Below are 22,110 nucleotides of genomic sequence, written 5' to 3' on the forward strand. Positions count from 1 at the left end.
AGCTAGGGATGCGTATAATACATCCTTTATTTTTCGAGTCAACACTTAATTTTAAACTTTCTTTTTAGAAGATTTAAAACCGAAGTTTTACTTAACTCTCTGAGCTGTTGTGCCTTGCTATGCTTCAGCGTTTCCCGTCTCAGTGGGGTCGCATTATAGGGAGATTCGAGCGGGGGTCAATGTTTTATTTCAGCTTTTTGACAAATAAATTAATTTAGTATGAAACGCATACAAATAAAGGCCTACGGGCTGATTTTAGATTAAAAAACGCGCATGTTAAGTCGCTATTTTACAGCTAATATTTGCGCGTTAGAAAAAGCAGTACATTTAGTAATCGCTGTACTGCTTTGTTGGTTTTAATTTGCTGCAATTTGCCATACAGCTATAGAACCTGAGATCTCATTACCGATTATAAGCAGTGGCTCGCCTGTCGCACTTTGTTCGGCAGTTACAAACACCATGCCTTCGGGTGCAAGGTCGCCGGTTATACCTGCCCCTTCTATTACACCACGGTTATAAAAGTAATCTTCAAATTGCACATCGTAAGGGTTGGTAATATCGTAAACCATAATCCCGCCCATGCGCTCAAGACCTATAAAGGCAAAAGTGCGTTCGTCTATCGTACCTATTGTTAGCGCTTCGGGTTCTGCGCCTTTATCATCTGAGCGTGTGTCACCTTCGTTTTCATCTTCATTGTTATTAAAGGCTTCACCATGAACCGATGCGGTAATACGACCTATGTCATCGCCTGAGTCAAATACCACCAGCCCATTACTGTCCCAAATAGTAAATGAGCGTGCACCATAGGCATAAAGCGATTCGTATTGACCGTCGTCATTCGTATCACCTTTTACAGTGCTTACCTTCAAGCGGCCTATATCGTCATCGTCGTTATTTAAGTAGTCAAAATTAGCTGCAAGCGTTAAATCTTCAACACGGCTTTCATCTATATAGGCAAGACAGCCATCATTTTCATCGTAATCTAGGCCGCCCTTTGCTGTGCAGTCTGCTTCATCTGTTACATCAAAGAAGTACTCGCGTGCATCACCTTCATTTGCCGATACTATAAAGTTTGCGCCTTTCCAGCTAAAGCTTGAAATTGTATCTGGCTGATACATACCATAAAGCCCTGGGTACGATTTAAAATTAACACCGCCGTCTTTATCTGATGCATCTATTTGTAAATTTGACCAGTCTTTAAAGCCTAGCGCTTTTAGCTCTACGCTATTATCTTCTAGGTTAATAATAGCGAGACCGTTATTTTCTTGAATTGATACGTAGGCATATTTGTTATCTTTAGAAATGCTGACGTACTCAGGCTCTAAATCCATAGCTACTGTCGTATTTATTACATTTCCGTTAATAGTGCGCCCTGTAGGGTTAGCAAACACAAATCCATCAGACTCAAGTTCAGCTTGCTGACTATTGTAAGTAGTAAAGTCAATATTAGTTGCCGTATCAGCTACTACACCTTCTACTATATTAATTATGCTTACAGAGCCTTCTGGGTCGATACTGTAATCGCCATTAGGTTCACCTTCATTGGCTACAACTACTTTTGTACCGTCGTGGTTAAAAGTCACCATGTCTGGTAAAAAGCCCGCTGGTACATTTTTTATGAAGGCGGGTGTATCGCCGCTTATGTCGTAAAATGCAATTTGACCCGCTTCGCCCACATTTTAGCAGTCATAGCCACAGCTAGCATTTGGTTGTTTTCATCTATTGCTATGCTGTTTGCATCGCCTGGGGTGTTGTCGTTTAAGGTAAGGGTAATGGTTGATGTTAGGTTAGTTGCACTCACTATCCCTTCGTTATCTTGAACAAGGGCCGCCGTATCAAAGGTGTCGGCGGGTATAATATTCACTACTGCTTCATCACCAGAACTATTAATGGCGTATATCCACTTTTTAGATGCTTGATAAGCGACTATTTCGGCTGCACCTTCGGGGCTTTGGGCATTAAGTACAGCGCGGCCTACTAAACTTATATTTAACGCAGAGTTTGCATTAGTGCCGTTAGTACCATTTTGACCCGCTGTGCCTTGCTCCCCTTGGATACCTTGCGTGCCGTCTTGGCCGTCATCTCCATCTAGTGAGCAACCCGTTAATATTGATATGAGTGAAAGTGCTATAAGTGACCTTTTTAACATTGTTATTTTCCTTAGTGTGGTATTGAACAAAATAACAACACACAGGTATGACAAAGCTATGGCACTTTTATTTTCATTAGATTTCGGCAATAAAAAAGCGAGTGTTAAACTCGCTTGAAGCTAAGGAGTAGCTTATTACCCATGAAAGCAGCTTTGTAGCTAAAAGCTATTAATTTCGAGTTTCTTTTATAAACTCTTTTAGCTCATCAACCGAAGGCTCAATACCTTGTTGGTTTTTTTGCTCGAACCAATCGGCTAGATCACTGATTATGACAGAGCCATCTTGTAAGCATAACTCATCGTTTTTTAGCCAAACATCAGGCGATCGAAGTGAGGGTTCAGTATACCAACTACAATAAGTGTAACCTCTGCTTTTTAAATTAGCCTCTATAACGAGATTCGTCGGGATTGATAGAATTAATAAAACAATTAAACCTACAACTGCAGTTTTAAATGCATTAATTAAAGTTAACTTTATATCAAACCCCAAAAAGCGCTGTAAAGTCGATAAAAACGTTAGAAATAAGCAAGGCAATAATAAAAAAGATAATAGTATGGTGGCCTGCTCTTTGATAAAAAATTGAGGCTGACTAACTAAAAATATAGTTTCCACTTCGGAAAAAAAGTTTAAGGCTATTTTGTAGCACAGTCCTCCACTAATAATTAACAAGAAAAAAACAGATGCTAATTCCTTCATATTTGCAAAAGATAACTTCTTATCTGCTTTTTTCCATTCTAAAAACTTCAAAAGTTATAAGACCTATTTTTTTTAAACATAGGAACCCCAAAAAACTCATGTAAAAATTCATTTGGATTTTCTTTATATTCGTTATTAATTTTCTGCGCTCCAGCCCTAATTTTAACTACATCACTTTGTATCTTATTTTCAATATTTCTTAACTCTTCAGAAAGTACTTTTACATAACCACTGGTATCCGAAAATGCAATTGAAAAAGCCACCCCAACGACTACAACAACCAACAAGGGCACTAATACTGTACCAGCAATTATTGTTGCTAAACCTGCTGATGCTGATGATGCAACACCTAATATTGTACTAGTAGTCACAATAGCAGCTCCAACTACAGCCATGTCTACGGCTACACCTGCTACTAAGTCATGCCATGTTTTTTGATCGTTTAATAAATAGTCTGTAGCATGAAATGTCACTGAAATTACTAGAGTAAGCACAAACCCACCCTTCATAGCTTTTGCAGCTTCTAATTTACCGACACCGATAGTAAAAAGTTTGGGGTTGCTTGCTAAATAACGAGTACCCGTTAAATGAGCTTTGATACCGGGATAAGAGGACATTATAATAGCGGGGGAACCATTATAAACTTTAATTTTAAACTTACCGAAAACATTACCTTGGCGGTGCATTGCAACCGCTATAATGGCTAATGCCTTCACATCATTAAATAAAGGATAGAGTCCACCTCCAGTCTTTAATTGATCTTTAATTCGTTTCCATTTACTTGATAGTGAATTATGCTCTTCCAGTAACTCATCAAGCCAATCAACCACTTCTGAACGAGATTTACCTTGCTTCATCTTTACAGAAATAATGTAGTCTACAAACTCTGCTGAGTTCATTTGGATAAGCGTGTGATTATTACCTGATAGTATGTTTTTGATTTGATTTTGGCGCTGCCTTTCGGCGACAGCACGACGAGCATATGCAGACATAAGACTTCCTTGAGTGTAATTTTTAATCCGTTAACTATAAGTTTAAATAATAGTCAAAATTTAAGCAATAAAAAAGCGAGTGTTAAACTCGCTGTAATTATTTAATAAGTAATGATCGTTGCTATTTTTTAACCGGGCGTTTCCAGCCCGTTAAATTACGCTGTTTAGAGCGTGCTATTGCAAGTTGTTCATCTTCAACGGTACTGGTGATCACAGAGCCTGCACCTACAGTTGCTGTTGTACCAATATTTACAGGAGCAACAAGTGATGAATTTGAACCAATAAAGGCGTTATCACCAATAATGGTTTTTGCTTTATTAACTCCATCGTAGTTACAGGTAATAGTACCAGCGCCTATATTCACTTTTTCACCAATTTCAGCATCGCCTAAGTAACTTAAGTGGTTTGCTTTAGAGCCTTTACCTAGTCGGGTTTTTTTCATCTCTACAAAATTACCAATGTGCGAGTCTTCTTCCATTACCGCACCAGGGCGCAGGCGAGCATATGGGCCTAGCGTACATTTAGCCGCTACGCTTGCATCTTCAATTAGGGTATTCGCTTTTATTACAACGTTATCGCCTATGGTACAGTTTTTAAGTACGCAGTTAGGGCCAATTTGTACGTTATTGCCTAGGGCTACATTACCTTCAAAAATAACATTTATATCAATTAATACGTCTTCGCCTGTTTTAACATTGCCACGTACATCAATACGAGCAGGGTCGGCTAGGGTGGCACCATTTAACATTAACTCTTCTGCTTGCCATGCTTGATAAGCACGCTCTAGGCCTGCAAGTTGTACGCGGTTGTTTGCGCCTTCAACTTCCATTGCATGATCGGGCTGTGCTGACGTGATTTCTACACCTTCACTGTGCGCCATAGCAACAATATCTGTAAGGTAGTATTCACCCTGCGCATTATTGTTAGATAGATTGCCTAACCATGTTTTTAAAAGCTTGCCGTTAACCGCCATAATGCCGGTGTTTACTTCGCTGATAAGTAGCTGCTCAGCGCTTGCATCTTTTTGCTCAATAATACCTACAAGCTTGCCCTCTTCTCGTAGCATACGGCCATAGCCATTTGGGTTAACCAAATTAACTGTTAATACCGCCAAACCATTTTTAGGTGTTGCAGCTAGTAAGCGCTCAAGTGTTGATTGCTTTGTAAGAGGTACATCACCATATAAAACAAGTACAGTGTCGTCATCATTAATATGAGGGTTTGCTTGTGCTACTGCGTGGCCAGTACCAAGTTGTTCTGCTTGCAGTACCCAGTTTACGTCGTTATCGGCAAGTTGTTGTTGTAATAGTTCGCCGCCGTGCCCGTAAACTAAGTTAGTGGTGGTTGCACCAAGTGCCTTTGCGTTATCTATAACATGCTGCACCATTGGTTTACCTGCCACTTTATGCAGTACTTTTGGTAGAGCAGAGCGCATACGAGTACCTTTACCCGCAGCAAGAATTACTGTTGTTAGAGCCATTAAAACAATTTCCTTTTTCCGTTGTTTTAGTGAGGAGTTAATGAAAGTAGCTTAACTAGATTACGCATGTCACTCCATGTATACATACTCAGCCGTATTATAAAAAATAATGGCTGAATCTATGATAAACAAACTATTCATAATAATTACACTTATTGTAACCAGCTTTGCTAACCGATATAAGTGTAAAGCCAAATTACAGGCACAAAAAAGCCCACATAACGTGGGCTTTTAAAAACCGGATAGGCTTACTTTTTACGTAATTGCTGAATTACGCGAAGTTGTGCAATAGCTTCTGCTAGTTGCATAGCTGCTTTTTGATAATCAAATTCAGCTGCTGACGCATTAGCCATTTGGCTTTCTGCGTCACGCTTAGCTTGCTCTGCGGCTTGCTCGTCTAGGTCTTCACCACGAACAGCTGTATCAGCAAGTACGGTTACTATGTTCGGTTGAACTTCTAGTGTACCGCCAGCAATATAGATCAGTTCTTCTTCACCATGTTGCTTAACTAAACGTACCATACCAGGTTTAAGGGCAGTTAGTAGTGGGGCGTGACCGGCATTAACACCAAGCTCACCTTCACTACCAGATACTTGAATCGATTCAACTAGACCAGAGAACAAGCTCTGCTCTGCGCTTACTACGTCAAGATGTACAGTCATAGCTGCCATACTACCCTCCTAATTACATGCTTTTAGCTTTTTCTTGAGCTTCTTCGATAGAGCCAACCATGTAGAACGCTTGCTCTGGAAGGTCATCAAATTCACCGCTTAGAATGCCTTTAAAGCCAGCAATTGTGTCTTTTAGTGAAACGTACTTACCTGGCGCACCTGTAAATACCTCTGCCACGAAGAATGGCTGAGATAGGAAACGCTGGATTTTACGTGCACGAGATACAAGTTGCTTATCTTCGTCAGAAAGCTCGTCCATACCTAGGATAGCAATGATGTCTTTAAGTTCTTTGTAACGCTGAAGAACTGTTTGAACGCCACGTGCTGTATCGTAGTGCTCTTGACCAATTACTAATGGGTCAAGTTGACGTGAAGATGAATCAAGTGGGTCTACCGCTGGGTAGATACCAAGTGATGCGATATCACGTGAAAGTACTACTGTTGCATCTAAGTGAGCAAAGGTAGTTGCTGGAGATGGATCCGTTAAATCATCCGCAGGTACGTATACCGCTTGGATTGATGTAATTGAACCTGTCTTCGTTGAAGCGATACGCTCTTGAAGTACACCCATTTCTTCAGCAAGTGTAGGCTGGTAACCTACCGCTGATGGCATACGACCAAGAAGTGCAGATACTTCTGTACCAGCAAGCGTGTAACGGTAGATGTTATCTACGAAGAAAAGTACATCGCGACCTTCGTCACGGAACTTCTCAGCCATAGTAAGACCAGTTAACGCTACGCGTAAACGGTTACCAGGAGGCTCGTTCATCTGACCGTATACAAGCGATACTTTATCAAGTACGTTTGAATCGTTCATCTCATGGTAGAAATCGTTACCCTCACGAGTACGCTCACCAACACCTGCGAATACTGAGTAGCCGCTGTGCTCGATTGCGATGTTACGGATAAGTTCCATCATGTTTACGGTTTTACCTACACCGGCACCACCGAATAAACCAACTTTACCACCTTTAGCAAATGGACATACAAGGTCGATTACCTTGATACCAGTTTCTAAAAGTTCTACTGAACTTGATTGCTCTTCGTATGAAGGCGCTGCACGGTGAATAGACATACGGTCTTCTTCGCCGATTGGGCCAGCTTCATCGATTGGCTCACCAAGTACGTTCATGATACGACCAAGCGTTGCTTTACCAACTGGAACTTGAATCGCTTCACCTGTATTTTCTACCGCTGCGCCACGACGTAAACCGTCAGTAGTACCTAGTGCGATAGTACGAACAACACCGCCACCTAGCTGTTGTTGAACTTCTAAAGTCAAACCAGCTAAATCGCCATCTGTTACTTTTAGCGCGTCATATACGGCTGGCACGTTGTCTTGAGAAAACTCAATATCCACAACGGCACCGATAATTTGGACGACCTTACCTAAACTCATGTCTATTCCTCTCGTTAATCTTTGCCTGAAGCATTAAACTGCGGCTGAACCAGAAACAATCTCACTAATTTCTTGTGTGATTGCCGCTTGGCGGGCCTTGTTATAAACAAGCTGTAACTCATCCATAAGGTCGCCGGCATTATCTGTTGCAGCTTTCATTGCAACCATACGGGCAGCCTGTTCAGAGGCAGCGTTCTCAACCACACCTTGGTATACCTGAGACTCAACAAAGCGTACAAGCAAAGACTCTAATATAGCGTCTGGGCCTGGCTCGTATAAGTAGTCCCATGTGTGGGCAGATACTTCTTCTTCAGCTTTTGGCAAAGGGAGTAACTGGTCAATTGTTGGTTCTTGCTTCATGGTATTAACGAAGTTGTTATATACCAGGAATAAACGGTCAATTTTACCTTCTGAGAATGCATCTAGCATAATTTTTACAGGACCAATTACGTCTTGTACTGAAGGCTTATCTCCAAGGCCTGCTTTTTTAGCAAGCACTTGACCGCCAAAACGTTGAAAGAAGCTAGCAGCTTTGCTACCTAAAGTTGCAAACTCAGCGTCCACACCTTTTTCTTTCCACGCTTTAATGTCTAATGCAACTTTTTTAAACTCATTTGAGTTTAAGCCGCCACATAGACCACGGTCTGTAGAGATAACAATATAACCAACTCGTTTTACTTCACGTTCTTCTAAGAACGGGTGAGTAAAATCAAGATTTGCTTGAGCAACACGACCAATTACTTTGCGTAATTTGTCAGCGTATGGACGGCTTGAAGCCACTCGTTCTTGCGCCTTTTTCATTTTAGACGCAGCAACCATTTCCATTGCGCTAGTGATCTTTTGAGTATTTTTAATACTCCCGATCTTGCTTTTAATCTCTTTTCCGCTGGCCATGACTCTCTCTCCGAATCAAGGTGTGCTTTAGTAAACTAAAGCGCACCATTAATAACTAAATTACCAAGTTTGCGTAGACTTGAACTTCTCAAGAAGTTCTTTAAGCTGCGCTTCGATCTCGGCGTTGTAGTTACCAGTTTCATTGATTTGAGCCACAAGCTCTGCGTATGTGCTACTTGCATAAGAAAGTAAAGCTGCTTCGAAATCCATAATTTTAGAGATTTCGATATCTTTAAGATAACCTTTCTCAGCTGCAAATAACGACAAAGACATTTCAGCAACAGACATTGGTGCGTACTGTTTCTGCTTCATTAGCTCTGTTACACGCTCACCATGCTCAAGTTGAGCACGAGTTGCATCATCAAGGTCAGACGCGAACTGCGAGAACGCAGCTAATTCACGGTACTGAGCTAGGGCTAGACGGATACCGCCACCTAGTTTCTTAACGATTTTAGTTTGTGCAGCACCACCAACACGCGATACCGAGATACCAGCATTTACTGCCGGACGGATACCTGAGTTGAATAAGTCAGTTTCTAAGAAGATCTGACCATCGGTGATAGAGATAACGTTTGTCGGTACGAACGCAGAAACGTCGCCGCCTTGAGTTTCAATGATTGGCAATGCCGTCAATGAACCAGTTTGTCCTTTCACTTCACCGTTAGTGAACTTTTCAACGTAATCAGCGTTTACACGCGATGCACGCTCTAAAAGACGCGAGTGAAGGTAGAATACGTCACCTGGGTATGCTTCACGACCTGGTGGACGCTTAAGTAGTAATGAGATTTGACGGTAAGCAACAGCTTGCTTAGATAAATCATCATATACGATTAATGCGTTTTCACCACGGTCACGGAAGTATTCACCCATAGTACAGCCCGAGAACGGTGCTAAGTACTGAAGTGCCGCAGACTCAGAAGCCGATGCTACAACTACGATAGTATTTGCAAGTGCACCGTGCTCTTCTAATTTACGTACTACGTTAGCAATAGTAGATGCTTTTTGGCCAACCGCTACGTACACACACTTAACGCCTGTGTTTTTTTGGTTGATGATTGCATCGATTGCTAGTGCAGTTTTACCTGTTTGGCGGTCACCGATTACAAGCTCACGCTGACCACGACCAACTGGAATCATCGCATCAATAGATTTGTAACCAGTTTGAACTGGCTCATCTACAGATTGACGCTCAATTACACCTGGAGCAATTTTTTCTACAGGTTCAAAACCGTCGTTATCTAAAGCGCCTTTACCGTCGATAGGAGCACCTAGTGTGTTTACAACACGACCAAGTAAGCCAGCACCAACAGGAACTTCTAAGATACGACCAGTTGTGTATACTTTTACGCCTTCAGTAAGGTCAGCGTAAGGACCCATAACTACTGCACCAATTGAGTCACGCTCAAGGTTTAGTGCGATAGCATAACGGTTGCCTGGAAGCTCAATCATCTCACCTTGCATACAGTCAGCTAGACCGTGGATGCGGATGATACCGTCAGTAACAGATACGATAGTACCTTCGTTACGAGCTTCACTTACAACTTCGAACTGCTCAATACGTTGTTTGATCAGATCTGAAATTTCAGTGGAATTAAGTTGCATGCTCTTTTTCCCAATTACGATTGTAGTGTTGTGGCTAAGCGGTTTAATTTACCGCGTACTGAGCCGTCGATTACAGTGTCACCCGCCTTAATAATAAGGCCGCCAACAACTGCAGCGTCTTCACTACAATTCAGCTTAACTTTGCGTGCGAAACGTTTTTCAAGTGTCGCTACCAATGACTCTTGCTGCGCTGCAGCAAGAGGGGTTGCCGAAATCACATCTACGTCGATTTCTTTGTCATACTCTGCTTTAAACGCAGCGAATAACTGAGCAACCTCAGGCAGTGCAATCAAACGTCCATTTTCAGCCATCACCTTAACTAGGTTCTGACCTTGTTCGTTGAGCTGCTCAGCACATAAGTTAATAAATAACTCAGCTTGTGCAGTAGCAGTAGGCAATCCAGCTAGAATGGCTGATGCTTGTTCATTGCTGGCAACTTCGCCTGCAAAAAACAACATGTCATTCCAGCTTTCAATCGTGCCTTTTTCAACGGCAAGTTCAAAAGCCGCTTTAGCGTATGGGCGAGCGATAGTAGTCAATTCAGACATGCTCATACCCTCCTAATTACAGCTCAGCGACAAGTTTTTCAACGATGTCACTATGTGCGGCTTGATTGATTTCACGCTCTAAAATTCTTTCAGCGCCAACCACTGCCAGAGTTGCTACTTGCTTACGTAGCTCTTCTGTTACACGGTTACGCTCTGATTCAATTTCAGAGTGCCCTTGAGCAATAATTTTTTCACGCTCTTCTTGTCCACGAACAGTTTCTTCGTCAACAATAAGCACGGCACGCTTTTTAGCTTGTTCAATGATATCAGCCGCTTGAGCTTTTGCATCTTTAAGCTGTTCTGCAGCTTTTTGTTGCGCAAGTTCTAAGTCTTTTTCGGCTCTATCAGAGGCAGCTAAACCATCTTCAATTTTCTTCTGGCGAGACTCAATTGCATCATTAAGTGGTGGCCATACATATTTCATACAAAATAGTACAAACACCGTAAACGCAATTAATTCACCGATAAGAGTGGCTGTTATGTTCACGACCGCTCCTCCTTAAAATAGTAAGCTGTTCAAAAAATAAAATTAAAGTACGAACAGGATTACCATTGCGATACCAACACCGATCATTGCTACCGCATCGATTAGACCAGCTAGGATGAACATCTTAACTTGTAATGAAGGTGCAAGTTCAGGCTGACGCGCACATGCTTCTAGGAATTTACCACCCATGTTACCGAAGCCGATAGCAGTACCGATTGCACCGAAGCCGATAAGTAAAGCAACTGCGATGTACTTAAGACCTAATACTAGTTCCATTTTTTTCTCCAAAGTTTCAATTGTTAAAGTTATATATAAAAAGTGTATAAATTAGTGATTGTCTGAACTTGCCATGCTTAGGTAAACAATGGTTAGCATCATAAATACGAATGCTTGTAACACGATTACTAAGATATGGAATACAGCCCAAACAAAGTGCAACGGAAGTTGCATTAAACCAACTGCGCCGATAAGTATGAATATCAATTCACCAGCGTATAAGTTACCGAATAAACGCAGTGCTAACGAGAAAGGCTTAGACACTAGAGCGATTGTTTCTAGTAATAAATTACAAGGAATTAAGAAAATCATAGCCACTTTGCTATTAGAGCTAAACGGGTGAAGTGTAAGCTCTTTAATGAAGCCACCAACCCCTTTAATTTTAATAGAGTAACCAATCATCAGAATAAACACACCCAATGCTAATGCAGCGGTTAAGTTTATGTCTGTGGTAGGTACAATTTTCATGTAAACGTCGTGTGAGTCCATGCCAAAGGCTTGTTCACCAACAAAACCAGCAAGTGCAGGTAAGAAATCAACTGGGATTAAATCCATTAAGTTCATTAAGAACACCCAAACAAAAATTGTTAAGGCTAATGGAGCAATTAATTTGCTTTTACCGTGGTAAGTGTCACGTACGTTGTCACCAACGAACTCAACAATCATTTCAATAAAACATTGAAATTTACCCGGTACTCCGGTGTGTGCTTTCTTTGCGGCGCTTCGGAAGGTCCATAAAAATAATAGACCAAGTCCGATTGACCATGCGAGGGTATCTATATTCCATGTCCAGAAACCACTGTCTGCACACGCTTTGTTGAAGGCAAGACCTGAGTCGGTCATACACATCTTAGCGTTTGTTAAGTGATGCTGGATATGGCTTGATATAGTAACTTCTTCTGCAGCCATGTTATATCCCAAAAGTTAATGTTTAAAAAAAACGGGTGCAAACAATCCAGTAAAGAGCACAAATACGTAAACACAAAAAAACGGCACTAAAACGACCGTGGTTGACTTGAGTATCAGTGCAAACAATACGATTGTTAGCATAAATTTTAATCCGTTACCGCGTTTTAACGAGGTATACGCTTGATTTGCTTTGCTTGCACCCATATATCTGAATGCATAAAGCGCAAATACTAGGTGGGGAAGTATTGCTACGCTGCTACCGGCAAGTGCTGATACGCTGGCGTTTACTCCCCAACCAACAAAAATAATTACTGCAGCTACAAGTGCTACGATACCCTGAAGACAAATTAATTTAAATGCGGCAAGCCTATAAGGTCTTGCTAACTTATTAGTCACGTTTAGTTAACCTTTATGGCGTTCTAATTGTTAGGGTGTGAAAACTGGCGAAATTATACTTAATCCTACCAGTTTTGCAACTTGAGTAGACGCTTTGTAACACAAAATAGCTACAAATGTCTCTTATCGGACATGTAAAATTTTAATGGTCGGTATTGCTGTGATTTATACGATTTAAAATGCCATCAAGCTCATCTAAATTGGTGTAAGAAATAACCAACTTACCTTTGCCTTTCGCGTTATAATTTATTTCTACTTTAGCCCCTAAGTTGTCGGCTAATTTTTGCTCTAAACGCTTAACATCTGGGTCTTTTTCTGGTGCTTCTTTAGCAGCAACCGGCTCTAAAATTGAGCGTACTAACTTTTCGGTTTCGCGAACAGTTAGCGCTTTAGCTACGGCTAATCTTGCAGCGTCAGATTGTGCTTCACCTTCAAGTGCTAATAAACAGCGTGCGTGGCCCATTTCTATGTCGCCATGCTCTAACAGAATTTTAACATCACTATTTAAATTGTTTAATCGTAGTAAATTGGTCACGGTAGTGCGCGATTTACCCACCGCATCGGCAACTTGCTGGTGCGTTAATTCAAATTCATTCAATAATCTGTTTAAAGCAATCGCTTCTTCCATAGCGTTTAAGTCTTCACGCTGAATATTTTCAATCAGAGCAATAGCAACGGCGGCTTCATCTGGCACATCTTTTACAATACAAGGTACGCTTTCAAGCTTTGCTATTTGTGCAGCACGCCAACGGCGCTCACCGGCAATTATTTCAAAGCTATTTTCTGCAACAGGGCGCACCACAATTGGCTGAATAATGCCTTGAGAGCGGATAGAGCTTGCTAACTCCTCAAGCGCTTCTTCAGACATATCTTTACGAGGCTGGTATTTTCCTGAGTGTAAAAACTCAATAGGCAGCTTTTGCAATTCATTCGCAACGGGCTGTGCTGCAGTTTGTACAGCTTCAGTCACATTTACTGTGTCTTGTTCCTTGCTTGAGCTCGGCGCTGGTTTTGATGAACTTAAAAGGGCATCGAGTCCTCGGCCTAAACCTCGTTTTTTAGCAGACATGTTATTTTTTTACCTTAAAGTTAGGCGACTACCGGCGCTGTTTTTTCTTTTCTGCGTAGCATTTCGCCCGCAAGTGCTAAGTAGGCTTTAGCGCCACTTGATGCGCGGTCGTAGTACATTGCTGGTGCACCAAAACTAGGTGCCTCGGCAAGACGCACATTACGTGGGATCACGGTGCGGTATACTTTATCGCCAAAATGTTGTTTTAATTGTTCTGATACATCATTTGCTAATCGATTGCGCGGATCGTACATAGTACGAAGAATGCCTTCAATTTGTAAGTTAGGGTTAACTAACTTTGCAAGTTGCGTAATAGTGTCCATTAATGCGGTTAACCCTTCAAGCGCATAATATTCACATTGCATAGGTACTAAAATAGAATCAGCAGCAGCCATGGCGTTTACTGTTAACATATTTAGTGAAGGCGGGCAGTCGATAAAAATAAATTCGTATTTATCTTGTATTTTTTCAAGCGCATTACGAAGGCGTACTTCGCGTGCAAACAATTCCATTAATTTTACTTCGGCTGCGGTTACATCGCCGTTGGCCGCTATCATATGATACTCACCCGAGGTTTCAGTGATTATCACCTCATCCATTGGTTTTTCTTCAATGAGTAAATCGTAAATGGTGGCGACATCGCCATATTTGTCTACACCGCTACCCATCGTAGCGTTGCCTTGGGGGTCGAGATCTATTAACAGCACTTTACGCTTCGTTGCAGCCATAGATGCAGCGAGATTAACAGCCGTTGTTGTTTTACCAACGCCGCCTTTTTGATTTGCTAATGCGATGACTTTTGCCACTATGTCTCTGATCCCTAGTCTTTAGAAAGAATAATTAAATGTCGTTGTGCATCAAGTTCAGGCACTACTAGCGAGATTTTATCTTCAAATTTTACACCCTCAGGAAGCGACTCTAGCTCTTCACTAGGAAACACACCTTTAAGCGCTATAAATTTGCCTGAGTGATCAATTAAGTGTGAACACCAATCAACCATATCTTGCAATGAAGCAAACGCACGACTTAGTACGCCATCTAATTTAACACTTGGTTGATATTCTTCAACTCTTGACTGCACAGGGGTGACATTATTTAGCCCGAGCTCGTGTTTAACTTGCATTAAAAAGCGAACGCGTTTGCCTAAGCTATCAAGCAATACAAATTGCGTATCAGGTAGTGCAATAGCTAATACAATACCTGGTAAGCCAGGACCTGTGCCTACATCAATATAATGATGACCGGGTAAATGAGGTGCAACAACTAAGCTATCCATAATGTGCTTAATCATCATTTCTTCTGGTAAGCGTACAGACGTTAAATTATACGCTTTGTTCCATTTGTTTAGTAACTCAACGTATTTAACTAATTGCTGTTGTTGTTTTTCGGTTAGCGCAATATCAGTTTGCGCTAACAATGTTGTTAATTGTTGCTGTAACACAGTTTACCTTTACCATTACGCAGTTTTGCGTAATAAGCCTTGCTTCTTCAGATACACTAATAATAGCGAAATCGCCGCTGGGGTGATACCAGAAATACGAGAAGCTTGGCCAATAGTGTCTGGACGCGCATCCGTTAACTTAGCAACTACCTCGTTTGATAAACCCGATACCGTTGAGTAATCGAACTCTTTAGGCAAAATGGTTTCTTCATGACGAAGCTGTTTATTGATCTCATCTTGCTGGCGCGCAATGTAGCCTGCGTATTTAGTATGGATCTCAACTTGTTCAAGTGCAGCTTGGTTTGTAAACTCAGATCCTAGCCCATCAATAGCCATTAAATCGTCGTAACGAATTTCTGGACGACGAAGTAGATCCTCTAAACTTGCTTCACGAGTAAGCGGTGTTTTTAATAAGGCGTTTACTTGATCAACCACAGCATGATCTTTATGGATCCAGGTTTCTTTAATACGCTGTTTCTCTTTTTCGATCACTTCCATTTTTTCGTTAAATGCCTGCCAGCGCTCATCGTTAACTAAACCAAGTTCACGGCCTTTTTCTGTTAAGCGAATATCAGCGTTATCTTCACGCAATAATAAACGGTATTCCGCACGGCTAGTAAACATACGGTACGGTTCTTTTGTACCAAGCGTTGCTAAGTCGTCTATCAGTACGCCCACATATGCTTCATCACGACGTGGAGTCCATGCATCTTTGCCTTGTACTTGTAAAGCGGCGTTCATACCGGCTATTAAACCTTGTGCACCGGCTTCTTCGTAACCAGTAGTACCATTTATTTGGCCTGCAAAAAATAATCCGTCTATAAATTTGGTTTCTAATGACTGTTTTAAATCACGTGGGTCAAAGAAATCATATTCAATAGCATAACCAGGGCGACAAATATGTGCGTTTTCAAAACCATCTATCGATTGCACAATTTGTAACTGCACATCAAAAGGTAAGCTGGTTGAAATACCGTTTGGGTAAAGCTCGTACGATGTTAAACCTTCAGGCTCTACAAATATTTGGTGCTTGTCTTTATCAGCAAAGCGCACAATTTTATCTTCTATTGAAGGGCAGTAACGTGGTCCTATACCTTCAATTACGCCAGAGTACATAGGCGAGCGATGTAAATTGTTACGAATAACCTCATGGGTTTTTTCGTTTGTGTAGGTGATATAGCACGGTATTTGCTGTGGGTGATCGCTTTGTTTACCAATAAACGAAAATACCGGTGTAGGCGCATCACCTGGCTGTTCTTGCATCTTGCTAAAATCAACTGTACGGGCATCAATACGTGGTGGAGTACCTGTTTTTAAACGGTCTACTCTAAAAGGTAACTCACGTAAACGATCAGCAAGTGCAATTGAAGGGGGATCGCCTGCACGACCACCTTTAAAATTCTCTAAACCAATATGTATTTGGCCACCTAAGAAAGTACCTACGGTTAATACAACACTAGGTGCGCTAAAACGTAATCCCATTTGGGTTACTACGCCAACAACTTTGTCGTTTTCAACGATAAGATCGTCACACGATTGTTGAAATATTTTTAGGTTTTCTTGGTTTTGTAATGTGTTTTGAATTGCAGCTTTGTACAAAGCGCGATCAGCTTGTGCTCGAGTTGCACGAACAGCAGGTCCTTTTGAAGAATTTAAGGTACGAAATTGAATACCGCCTTGATCAATAGCTTGTGCCATAGCACCGCCTAGCGCATCAATTTCTTTAACCAAATGGCCTTTGCCTATGCCACCAATTGCAGGGTTGCAAGACATTTGACCAAGTGTATCCATATTATGAGTTAGCAGCAGGGTATTCATCCCCATACGTGCAGCAGCCAATGAGGCTTCAGTGCCTGCATGTCCACCACCTACTACGATAACGTCAAACTTTTCGTGAAAAATCATTAATGGGATCCTACTTAATCAAACCAGTAAACTTCAAAAGGGAGCGTATTCTACCTAGAAATTAGCAGAAGATAAATGATTAAACAGTGGGCAAGATCTAAGTCACTGATCACTTATAATATAAAGGATCTTTTAAAGAGATCTTTTAATACTATTACTACTAGTGATCGGGTTTTCTGTTGATAAGCTCTATTTATTCATTTAAAACATAAAATTAGATCAGATCTAAAGGTGTTAATATGATCGGATCATCAGGCAAATAAGCTCTGATCAAAAAGGGGGTTTATACACAGCCCAATATCGATTGGATCTTATCCCATGGATAAGCATGCTTAAAAACGCAGTTTGATCAGCGGTTATCCACAAAAGCTATTAAATTATTAGTAAATTGTGGGTAACTTTGTTTATGCATTTTAATCGATCACATTACTTTAATTGTGTTTTCTCTATCCACGAGTCTAGCCACTCTAGGGCGGTATCTTCGGGTAATGCCTCATCAAGAATATTTAATTCAAGCCTTGGCGCTATGCATGTTGCGCCAAGGCTTGCCATTAAACTATTTATATTACGCCCAGCAAGGTTATAGGTGTCGTAGCTGGTATCGCCTAAGCCAATGACTGAATATTTAATTGCAGATAAGTCACTTTGCTGATTTAGCTGCTCAATAAATGGTAAAAGGTTGTCGGGGTAATCGCCCGCGCCATAGGTCGATGTGCATATAAGCCAGATTGTATTGTGTTGATCAATATCAGATAAATTAGGTTGATCATGTAGTTCAGCACTTATACCTTGGTTATTTAACTCATCACATAGTTGCTCTGCTACATATTCTGCAGATCCCATTTGACTACCAACGATTATATTTACAGAACTCATATTTAAACTGATCACACATTACTTATTTGCCCGCTATGATAACTGAGTTAGCCTTGCAGTAAAGAAAACCTTTGTAATTTTGTATAACTATTTTTGAGTTGTTTTTACTCTTTGTTGTAAATGCTCATATAAGTTATTGAATATAAATGAGTTAACAAAAACTATTTAAATGTAATCTTCTGATCAAGTTGTTGATAAGGTTGGGGAAAGCTCTGCTTAACTAGTATGTTTTGTAGATCTAGATATAGCTAAGTCATTGATTTTTATTATAAGTGAGGCCACCAGCCCACGTTTTTATATAGCTAAGCTGTTGTTGATCATAATGTGGATAGTAATCTTGTTGATAACTTAAAAAGGCGATCAAAAATAATTTTTAAAAACGATCCGATTAAGCAGATCTGCCCTAAAAAAGTGAAAATAAGTGTAATAAACCACGCTTTTTTATAGATCGTGACTGTTTAAGCTTATAAATGTGCCGCTATTTTTGTTTTATTAGCCATAAAGTAGGCGATTGTGGATAACCTTTTTTAATTAGTCTTATTATTTTTCAAGTTCAGCGAGGAGTTTTGCTGGTGGATCAATTAAAAACGAGGGCGTTGGCTTTGATAGTACCGGTTACTTTTGCTTATAAATTCATAAACTGTAGTTAAAACGATCTACTTAAGGATGCTTTTTAGCGGCATATTGGTACTTTTTTAAGTTATATCGAGCACCAATTACGCGCTTAACGTGGTGTATTTTTATACTGTGAGAGATTAAAGGGGGAGTTGAATAGGCTAAAATCAGGCGCGTTTTTATTTAATTTTAGCCCCATTTTAACTTTTTAAATTTTTATACCGGGCATAAAAAAGGGCACTAATGTGCCCTAAAGTAAGTGTTATTTTATGCTGCTTTAGCGAGTTATTTACCAATACAGAACGAGCTAAATATTTTGCCTAGTAGGTCGTCTGAGGTAAATTCACCGGTTATTTCGTTTAAGTACTGCTGCGTTAAGCGTAGCTCTTCGGCTAATATTTCGCCGGCGACGTGCATTTCTAACTGCGTTTTACCAGTATCTAAGTGATAGGCCGCATGTTCAAGTGCATCTAAATGGCGGCGGCGCGCCATAAATCCACCTTCTGTTGCGCCCTGAAAGCCAATACAAGCTTTTAAGTGGTCGCGTACAAGCTCAATACCTTGCGCATTTTTAGCGCTTAAACTAATTACTGGGTATTGTTGGTTTTCATCCATACCTACTGCGTCGCCCGATAAATCGGCTTTATTTCTGATAACGGTAACACCCATACCTTGCGGTAATTTTGCCATAAACTCAGGCCAAATTGCGTGTGGGTCGGTGTCGGTGGTGTCAGTGCCATCAAGCATAAACAACACGCGGTCAGCTTGGTTTATTTCATCCCACGCGCGCTCTATACCTATTTGTTCAACGCGGTCTGGGCTTTCACGTAGGCCTGCGGTATCGATAATATGCAGTGGCATGCCATCAATATGAATGTGCTCACGTAGTACGTCGCGAGTAGTACCGGCTATTTCGGTTACTATAGCGGCTTCGCGGCCTGCTAGGGCATTAAGTAGGCTTGATTTACCCGCATTAGGGCGCCCTGCGATAACAACGCGCATACCTTCGCGCATAATACTGCCTTGCTTAGCTTGGCTCGTTACTGTGTGTAATTGACTGATGATGGCATCTAAATCGCCCGATACTTTGCCATCGGATAAAAAGTCAATTTCCTCATCAGGGAAGTCAATGGCTGCCTCTACATACATACGTAAATGAATAACTTTTTCTACTAGGGTTTCAATGTGTTTAGAAAACTCACCTTGTAGCGACTGTAGGGCGCTTTTAGCTGCTTGCTCTGAGGTTGCATTAATTAAATCGCTAATAGCCTCTGCTTGGGTTAAATCAAGCTTGTCGTTCATAAAGGCGCGCTCAGAAAACTCACCAGGCTTAGCTAAGCGAACGCCTTCTATTTGGCTAATTTCTTTTAATAGCATGTCGAGTACAACTGGGCCGCCGTGACCTTGCAGTTCAAGTACGTCTTCGCCGGTAAATGAGTTTGGGCCTGCAAAATAAATAGCGATGCCTTGGTCGAGTTGCTCGCCGCTTAAACTTTTAAAAGGAACGTAGTCGGCATAGCGAAGCTTAGGTACTTTACCTATTATTTTTTCGGCCACGCTTTTAGCAAGGCTGCCAGAAACCCGAATTATACCTACGCCACCACGCCCAGGGGCGGTCGCTTGTGCTGCAATTGTGTCTTGATTGATCATGCTATTTATTTGCCAACGAGAGTAACTTTAATGGCGCTATTGTAACCTATGCATTTATTGGTAGCGAATAGCTGTGGTAAAAAATAGGCAATAAAAAAGGCGACCTAAGTCACCTTTATATGAGTAGCCGTTAAGCTAGCCTCTTACTTTTATACCTTGCTTTTCCATGCCACGGTAGATGATAAGCATCTGGACAATAGAAATAAGGTTAGACACTAACCAGTAAAGTACTAAACCAGATGGGAACCATAAGAAGAATACAGAGAAGATAACTGGCATAAAGGTCATCATTTTTTGCTGCATTGGATCGGTAACCGTCATTGGTTGTAGTTTTTGCGTCACAAACATACTTGCACCAAATAATATTGGTAATACGTAGTACGGGTCTTTTGTAGAAAGGTCTGTTAGCCAAAGAATGAACTCTGCATGGCGCAGCTCTGTTGATTCTAAGAATACGTAAAATAGCGCTAAGAAAATTGGCATTTGTAGCAAAATAGGGAAACAGCCACCCATAGGGTTAACTTTTTCTTTTTTGTACATTTCCATAGTAGCTTGGCCGAACTTTTGACGGTCATCACCATATTTTTCTTTTAGTGCAGCCATTTTAGGTTGAAGGGCGCGCATTTTTGCCATTGACGTGTATTGCGCTTTAGTAAGTGGGTACATTAACGATTTAACGATAATAGTGATGGCAATAATAGCGACACCCCAGTTACCTAAAATACTGTGTAACCATTTAAGAAGTACAAATAAAGGCTGCGAAATAAACCATAACCAACCGTAATCTACAGTTAAGTCTAAATCTGGGTGAATCGCTTCAAGAATATCTGACTCTTTAGGACCCATGTAGTAAGTCGCATTAAGAGTTTGCTCGCTGCCGGCTTGTACATTTATAGGCGCTGCTTTTGTACCAATAATAGCGGCATTACTTTTAGTAATTAAGCTGTAAAGCGTGTGTGTTTCGTCTTGCTTAGGTACCCATGCACTTACAAAGTAATGCTGAATAAATGCAACGTAACCGCCTTGGGTGTTTTTATTTAGGTTTTTGTCAGCCATATCTGAAAAGCTGTATTTTTCGTACGACTCTTCATCAGTACCGTAAGCTGCACCTAAATAGTTTTGATCTACTAAGCTGCCTTTTTCTTGTACGGTACGCTTAATTTGCGTGTATAGCTGTACTTGCACTGGCGCACTTGTCGCATTATTTACTGTGTACTCAAGGCCTACATCGTATTGACCTTTTTTAAATACGTATGTTTTAGTGAAGCTAACGCCATTACTATCAACATAGGTAAGTGGTACACGTAGCTCATCACCGCTTAGCGTGTAGGCTTTTTGCGTTGCTTGGTAAGTAGGGCGACCATTCGCTGATGCGTCTGGGCCATTTAAACCAATTAAACCACTTTGTGAGAAGTATTGATTGCCATCAAACTCGCCTAGAAGCATAAATGGTGTTTCTTCACCTTTTACTTCTTCGTATTGGAGTAAGTCTGCTTCAACAATGTCACCGCCTTTGGTGTCTATTTTTACTTTGAAAACGTCAGTCGTAATGTCAATAACTGAACGCTTAGCAGCGGTAGCCGAAGCAGGTAAACCTGAATCTGACGATGACGGTATATAATCATCTGACTCTGGTGACGTTGTGTTTAGTGTTTGTGTAGTGGCACTAGGATCGGCTTTAGGTGTGTTGTAGTCATTATTCCATTCTTGAAATAATAAAAACGACACTAACATTAAACCGATTAATAAAAACGTGCGTTGCGATTCCATAACAGCTCTTATTTCTCGTGTTGGTGGTTAATACGGGTTAATTTTTCAGGAACGGGGTCTTCTCCGCCTGAATGTAAAGGATGGCATTTTAATATGCGTTTAAGTGCTAACCAACTCCCTTTTACAAATCCATGCAAATTAATTGCTTGAATAGCGTAATGAGAGCAGCTTGGATTAAAACGACAATGCGGGCCTAGTAGTGGGCTTATCCACATTTGATAACCGCGGATAAATAACACTAAACAACGCTTTGGAATAGCAACAAGTGGTTTAAGTAACCTCAT

General features: G+C 41.0%; 20 protein-coding genes and 1 pseudogene. All 21 read right to left on the reverse strand.

From position 1 onward, the window contains the following. Positions 1-356 precede the first annotated feature (356 nt). Positions 357-2,149, reverse strand: a pseudogene (locus tag CWB60_RS07805) (choice-of-anchor I family protein). 169 nt (positions 2,150-2,318) lie between these two features. Next, positions 2,319-2,897 (reverse strand): DUF1240 domain-containing protein, encoded by a 579-nt coding sequence (locus tag CWB60_RS07810; RefSeq protein ID WP_138576256.1) that lies wholly within the window; start codon positions 2,895-2,897, stop codon positions 2,319-2,321. Beyond that, positions 2,894-3,838 (reverse strand): hypothetical protein, encoded by a 945-nt coding sequence (locus tag CWB60_RS07815; protein WP_138576254.1) that lies wholly within the window; start codon positions 3,836-3,838, stop codon positions 2,894-2,896. The genes CWB60_RS07810 and CWB60_RS07815 overlap by 4 nt, the downstream gene beginning before the upstream one ends. Before the next feature lie 121 nt (positions 3,839-3,959). Next, the gene (glmU, locus tag CWB60_RS07820) at positions 3,960-5,318 is read right to left on the reverse strand and encodes a bifunctional UDP-N-acetylglucosamine diphosphorylase/glucosamine-1-phosphate N-acetyltransferase GlmU (RefSeq protein ID WP_138576252.1); all 1,359 of its coding nucleotides are present in this window, start codon (positions 5,316-5,318) and stop codon (positions 3,960-3,962) included. Positions 5,319-5,566: 248 nt separating this feature from the next. Further along, a complete protein-coding gene (locus tag CWB60_RS07825; RefSeq protein WP_004588077.1) occupies positions 5,567-5,989 on the reverse strand; it encodes a F0F1 ATP synthase subunit epsilon in 423 nt (140 codons plus the stop codon). A 13-nt stretch (positions 5,990-6,002) separates the two neighbouring features. Next, positions 6,003-7,388, reverse strand: coding sequence for a F0F1 ATP synthase subunit beta (atpD, locus tag CWB60_RS07830; RefSeq protein ID WP_004588076.1), 1,386 nt, complete (start codon positions 7,386-7,388; stop codon positions 6,003-6,005). A 33-nt stretch (positions 7,389-7,421) separates the two neighbouring features. Next, positions 7,422-8,282, reverse strand: coding sequence for a F0F1 ATP synthase subunit gamma (gene atpG, locus CWB60_RS07835; protein WP_004588075.1), 861 nt, complete (start codon positions 8,280-8,282; stop codon positions 7,422-7,424). 60 nt (positions 8,283-8,342) lie between these two features. Continuing rightward, positions 8,343-9,884, reverse strand: coding sequence for a F0F1 ATP synthase subunit alpha (gene atpA / locus CWB60_RS07840; RefSeq protein ID WP_004588074.1), 1,542 nt, complete (start codon positions 9,882-9,884; stop codon positions 8,343-8,345). 14 nt (positions 9,885-9,898) lie between these two features. After that, positions 9,899-10,432 (reverse strand): F0F1 ATP synthase subunit delta, encoded by a 534-nt coding sequence (gene atpH / locus CWB60_RS07845; protein ID WP_004588073.1) that lies wholly within the window; start codon positions 10,430-10,432, stop codon positions 9,899-9,901. A 16-nt stretch (positions 10,433-10,448) separates the two neighbouring features. Next, the gene (atpF, locus tag CWB60_RS07850; RefSeq protein WP_004588072.1) at positions 10,449-10,919 is read right to left on the reverse strand and encodes a F0F1 ATP synthase subunit B; all 471 of its coding nucleotides are present in this window, start codon (positions 10,917-10,919) and stop codon (positions 10,449-10,451) included. Between the two features lie 42 nt (positions 10,920-10,961). Next, positions 10,962-11,195 (reverse strand): F0F1 ATP synthase subunit C, encoded by a 234-nt coding sequence (atpE, locus tag CWB60_RS07855; protein WP_004588071.1) that lies wholly within the window; start codon positions 11,193-11,195, stop codon positions 10,962-10,964. 51 nt (positions 11,196-11,246) lie between these two features. Beyond that, on the reverse strand, positions 11,247-12,104 hold the full coding sequence (gene atpB / locus CWB60_RS07860; protein WP_004588070.1) for a F0F1 ATP synthase subunit A: 858 nt from the start codon (positions 12,102-12,104) through the stop codon (positions 11,247-11,249). A 15-nt stretch (positions 12,105-12,119) separates the two neighbouring features. Beyond that, on the reverse strand, positions 12,120-12,500 hold the full coding sequence (locus CWB60_RS07865) for an ATP synthase subunit I (RefSeq protein WP_024032126.1): 381 nt from the start codon (positions 12,498-12,500) through the stop codon (positions 12,120-12,122). Positions 12,501-12,642: 142 nt separating this feature from the next. Next, complete coding sequence (locus CWB60_RS07870; protein WP_004588068.1) at positions 12,643-13,569, reverse strand: ParB/RepB/Spo0J family partition protein; 927 nt, start codon at positions 13,567-13,569, stop codon at positions 12,643-12,645. A 20-nt stretch (positions 13,570-13,589) separates the two neighbouring features. Next, positions 13,590-14,375 (reverse strand): ParA family protein, encoded by a 786-nt coding sequence (locus CWB60_RS07875; protein ID WP_004588067.1) that lies wholly within the window; start codon positions 14,373-14,375, stop codon positions 13,590-13,592. A gap of 14 nt (positions 14,376-14,389) precedes the next feature. Then, positions 14,390-15,010: a 16S rRNA (guanine(527)-N(7))-methyltransferase RsmG gene (gene rsmG, locus CWB60_RS07880; RefSeq protein WP_004588066.1), complete on the reverse strand. Its 621-nt coding sequence runs from the start codon at positions 15,008-15,010 to the stop codon at positions 14,390-14,392. 15 nt (positions 15,011-15,025) lie between these two features. Further along, positions 15,026-16,915: a tRNA uridine-5-carboxymethylaminomethyl(34) synthesis enzyme MnmG gene (gene mnmG, locus CWB60_RS07885; RefSeq protein ID WP_138576250.1), complete on the reverse strand. Its 1,890-nt coding sequence runs from the start codon at positions 16,913-16,915 to the stop codon at positions 15,026-15,028. 426 nt (positions 16,916-17,341) lie between these two features. Further along, a complete protein-coding gene (gene mioC, locus CWB60_RS07890) occupies positions 17,342-17,791 on the reverse strand; it encodes an FMN-binding protein MioC (RefSeq protein WP_024032128.1) in 450 nt (149 codons plus the stop codon). 900 nt (positions 17,792-18,691) lie between these two features. Then, positions 18,692-20,056: a tRNA uridine-5-carboxymethylaminomethyl(34) synthesis GTPase MnmE gene (gene mnmE / locus CWB60_RS07895; protein ID WP_004588063.1), complete on the reverse strand. Its 1,365-nt coding sequence runs from the start codon at positions 20,054-20,056 to the stop codon at positions 18,692-18,694. Between the two features lie 135 nt (positions 20,057-20,191). Beyond that, on the reverse strand, positions 20,192-21,826 hold the full coding sequence (yidC, locus tag CWB60_RS07900; RefSeq protein WP_024032130.1) for a membrane protein insertase YidC: 1,635 nt from the start codon (positions 21,824-21,826) through the stop codon (positions 20,192-20,194). Positions 21,827-21,834: 8 nt separating this feature from the next. Next, a complete protein-coding gene (gene yidD / locus CWB60_RS07905) occupies positions 21,835-22,110 on the reverse strand; it encodes a membrane protein insertion efficiency factor YidD (RefSeq protein ID WP_004588061.1) in 276 nt (91 codons plus the stop codon).

This window comes from Pseudoalteromonas sp. S327 (assembly GCF_005886415.1).
Classification (GTDB): domain Bacteria; phylum Pseudomonadota; class Gammaproteobacteria; order Enterobacterales; family Alteromonadaceae; genus Pseudoalteromonas; species Pseudoalteromonas atlantica.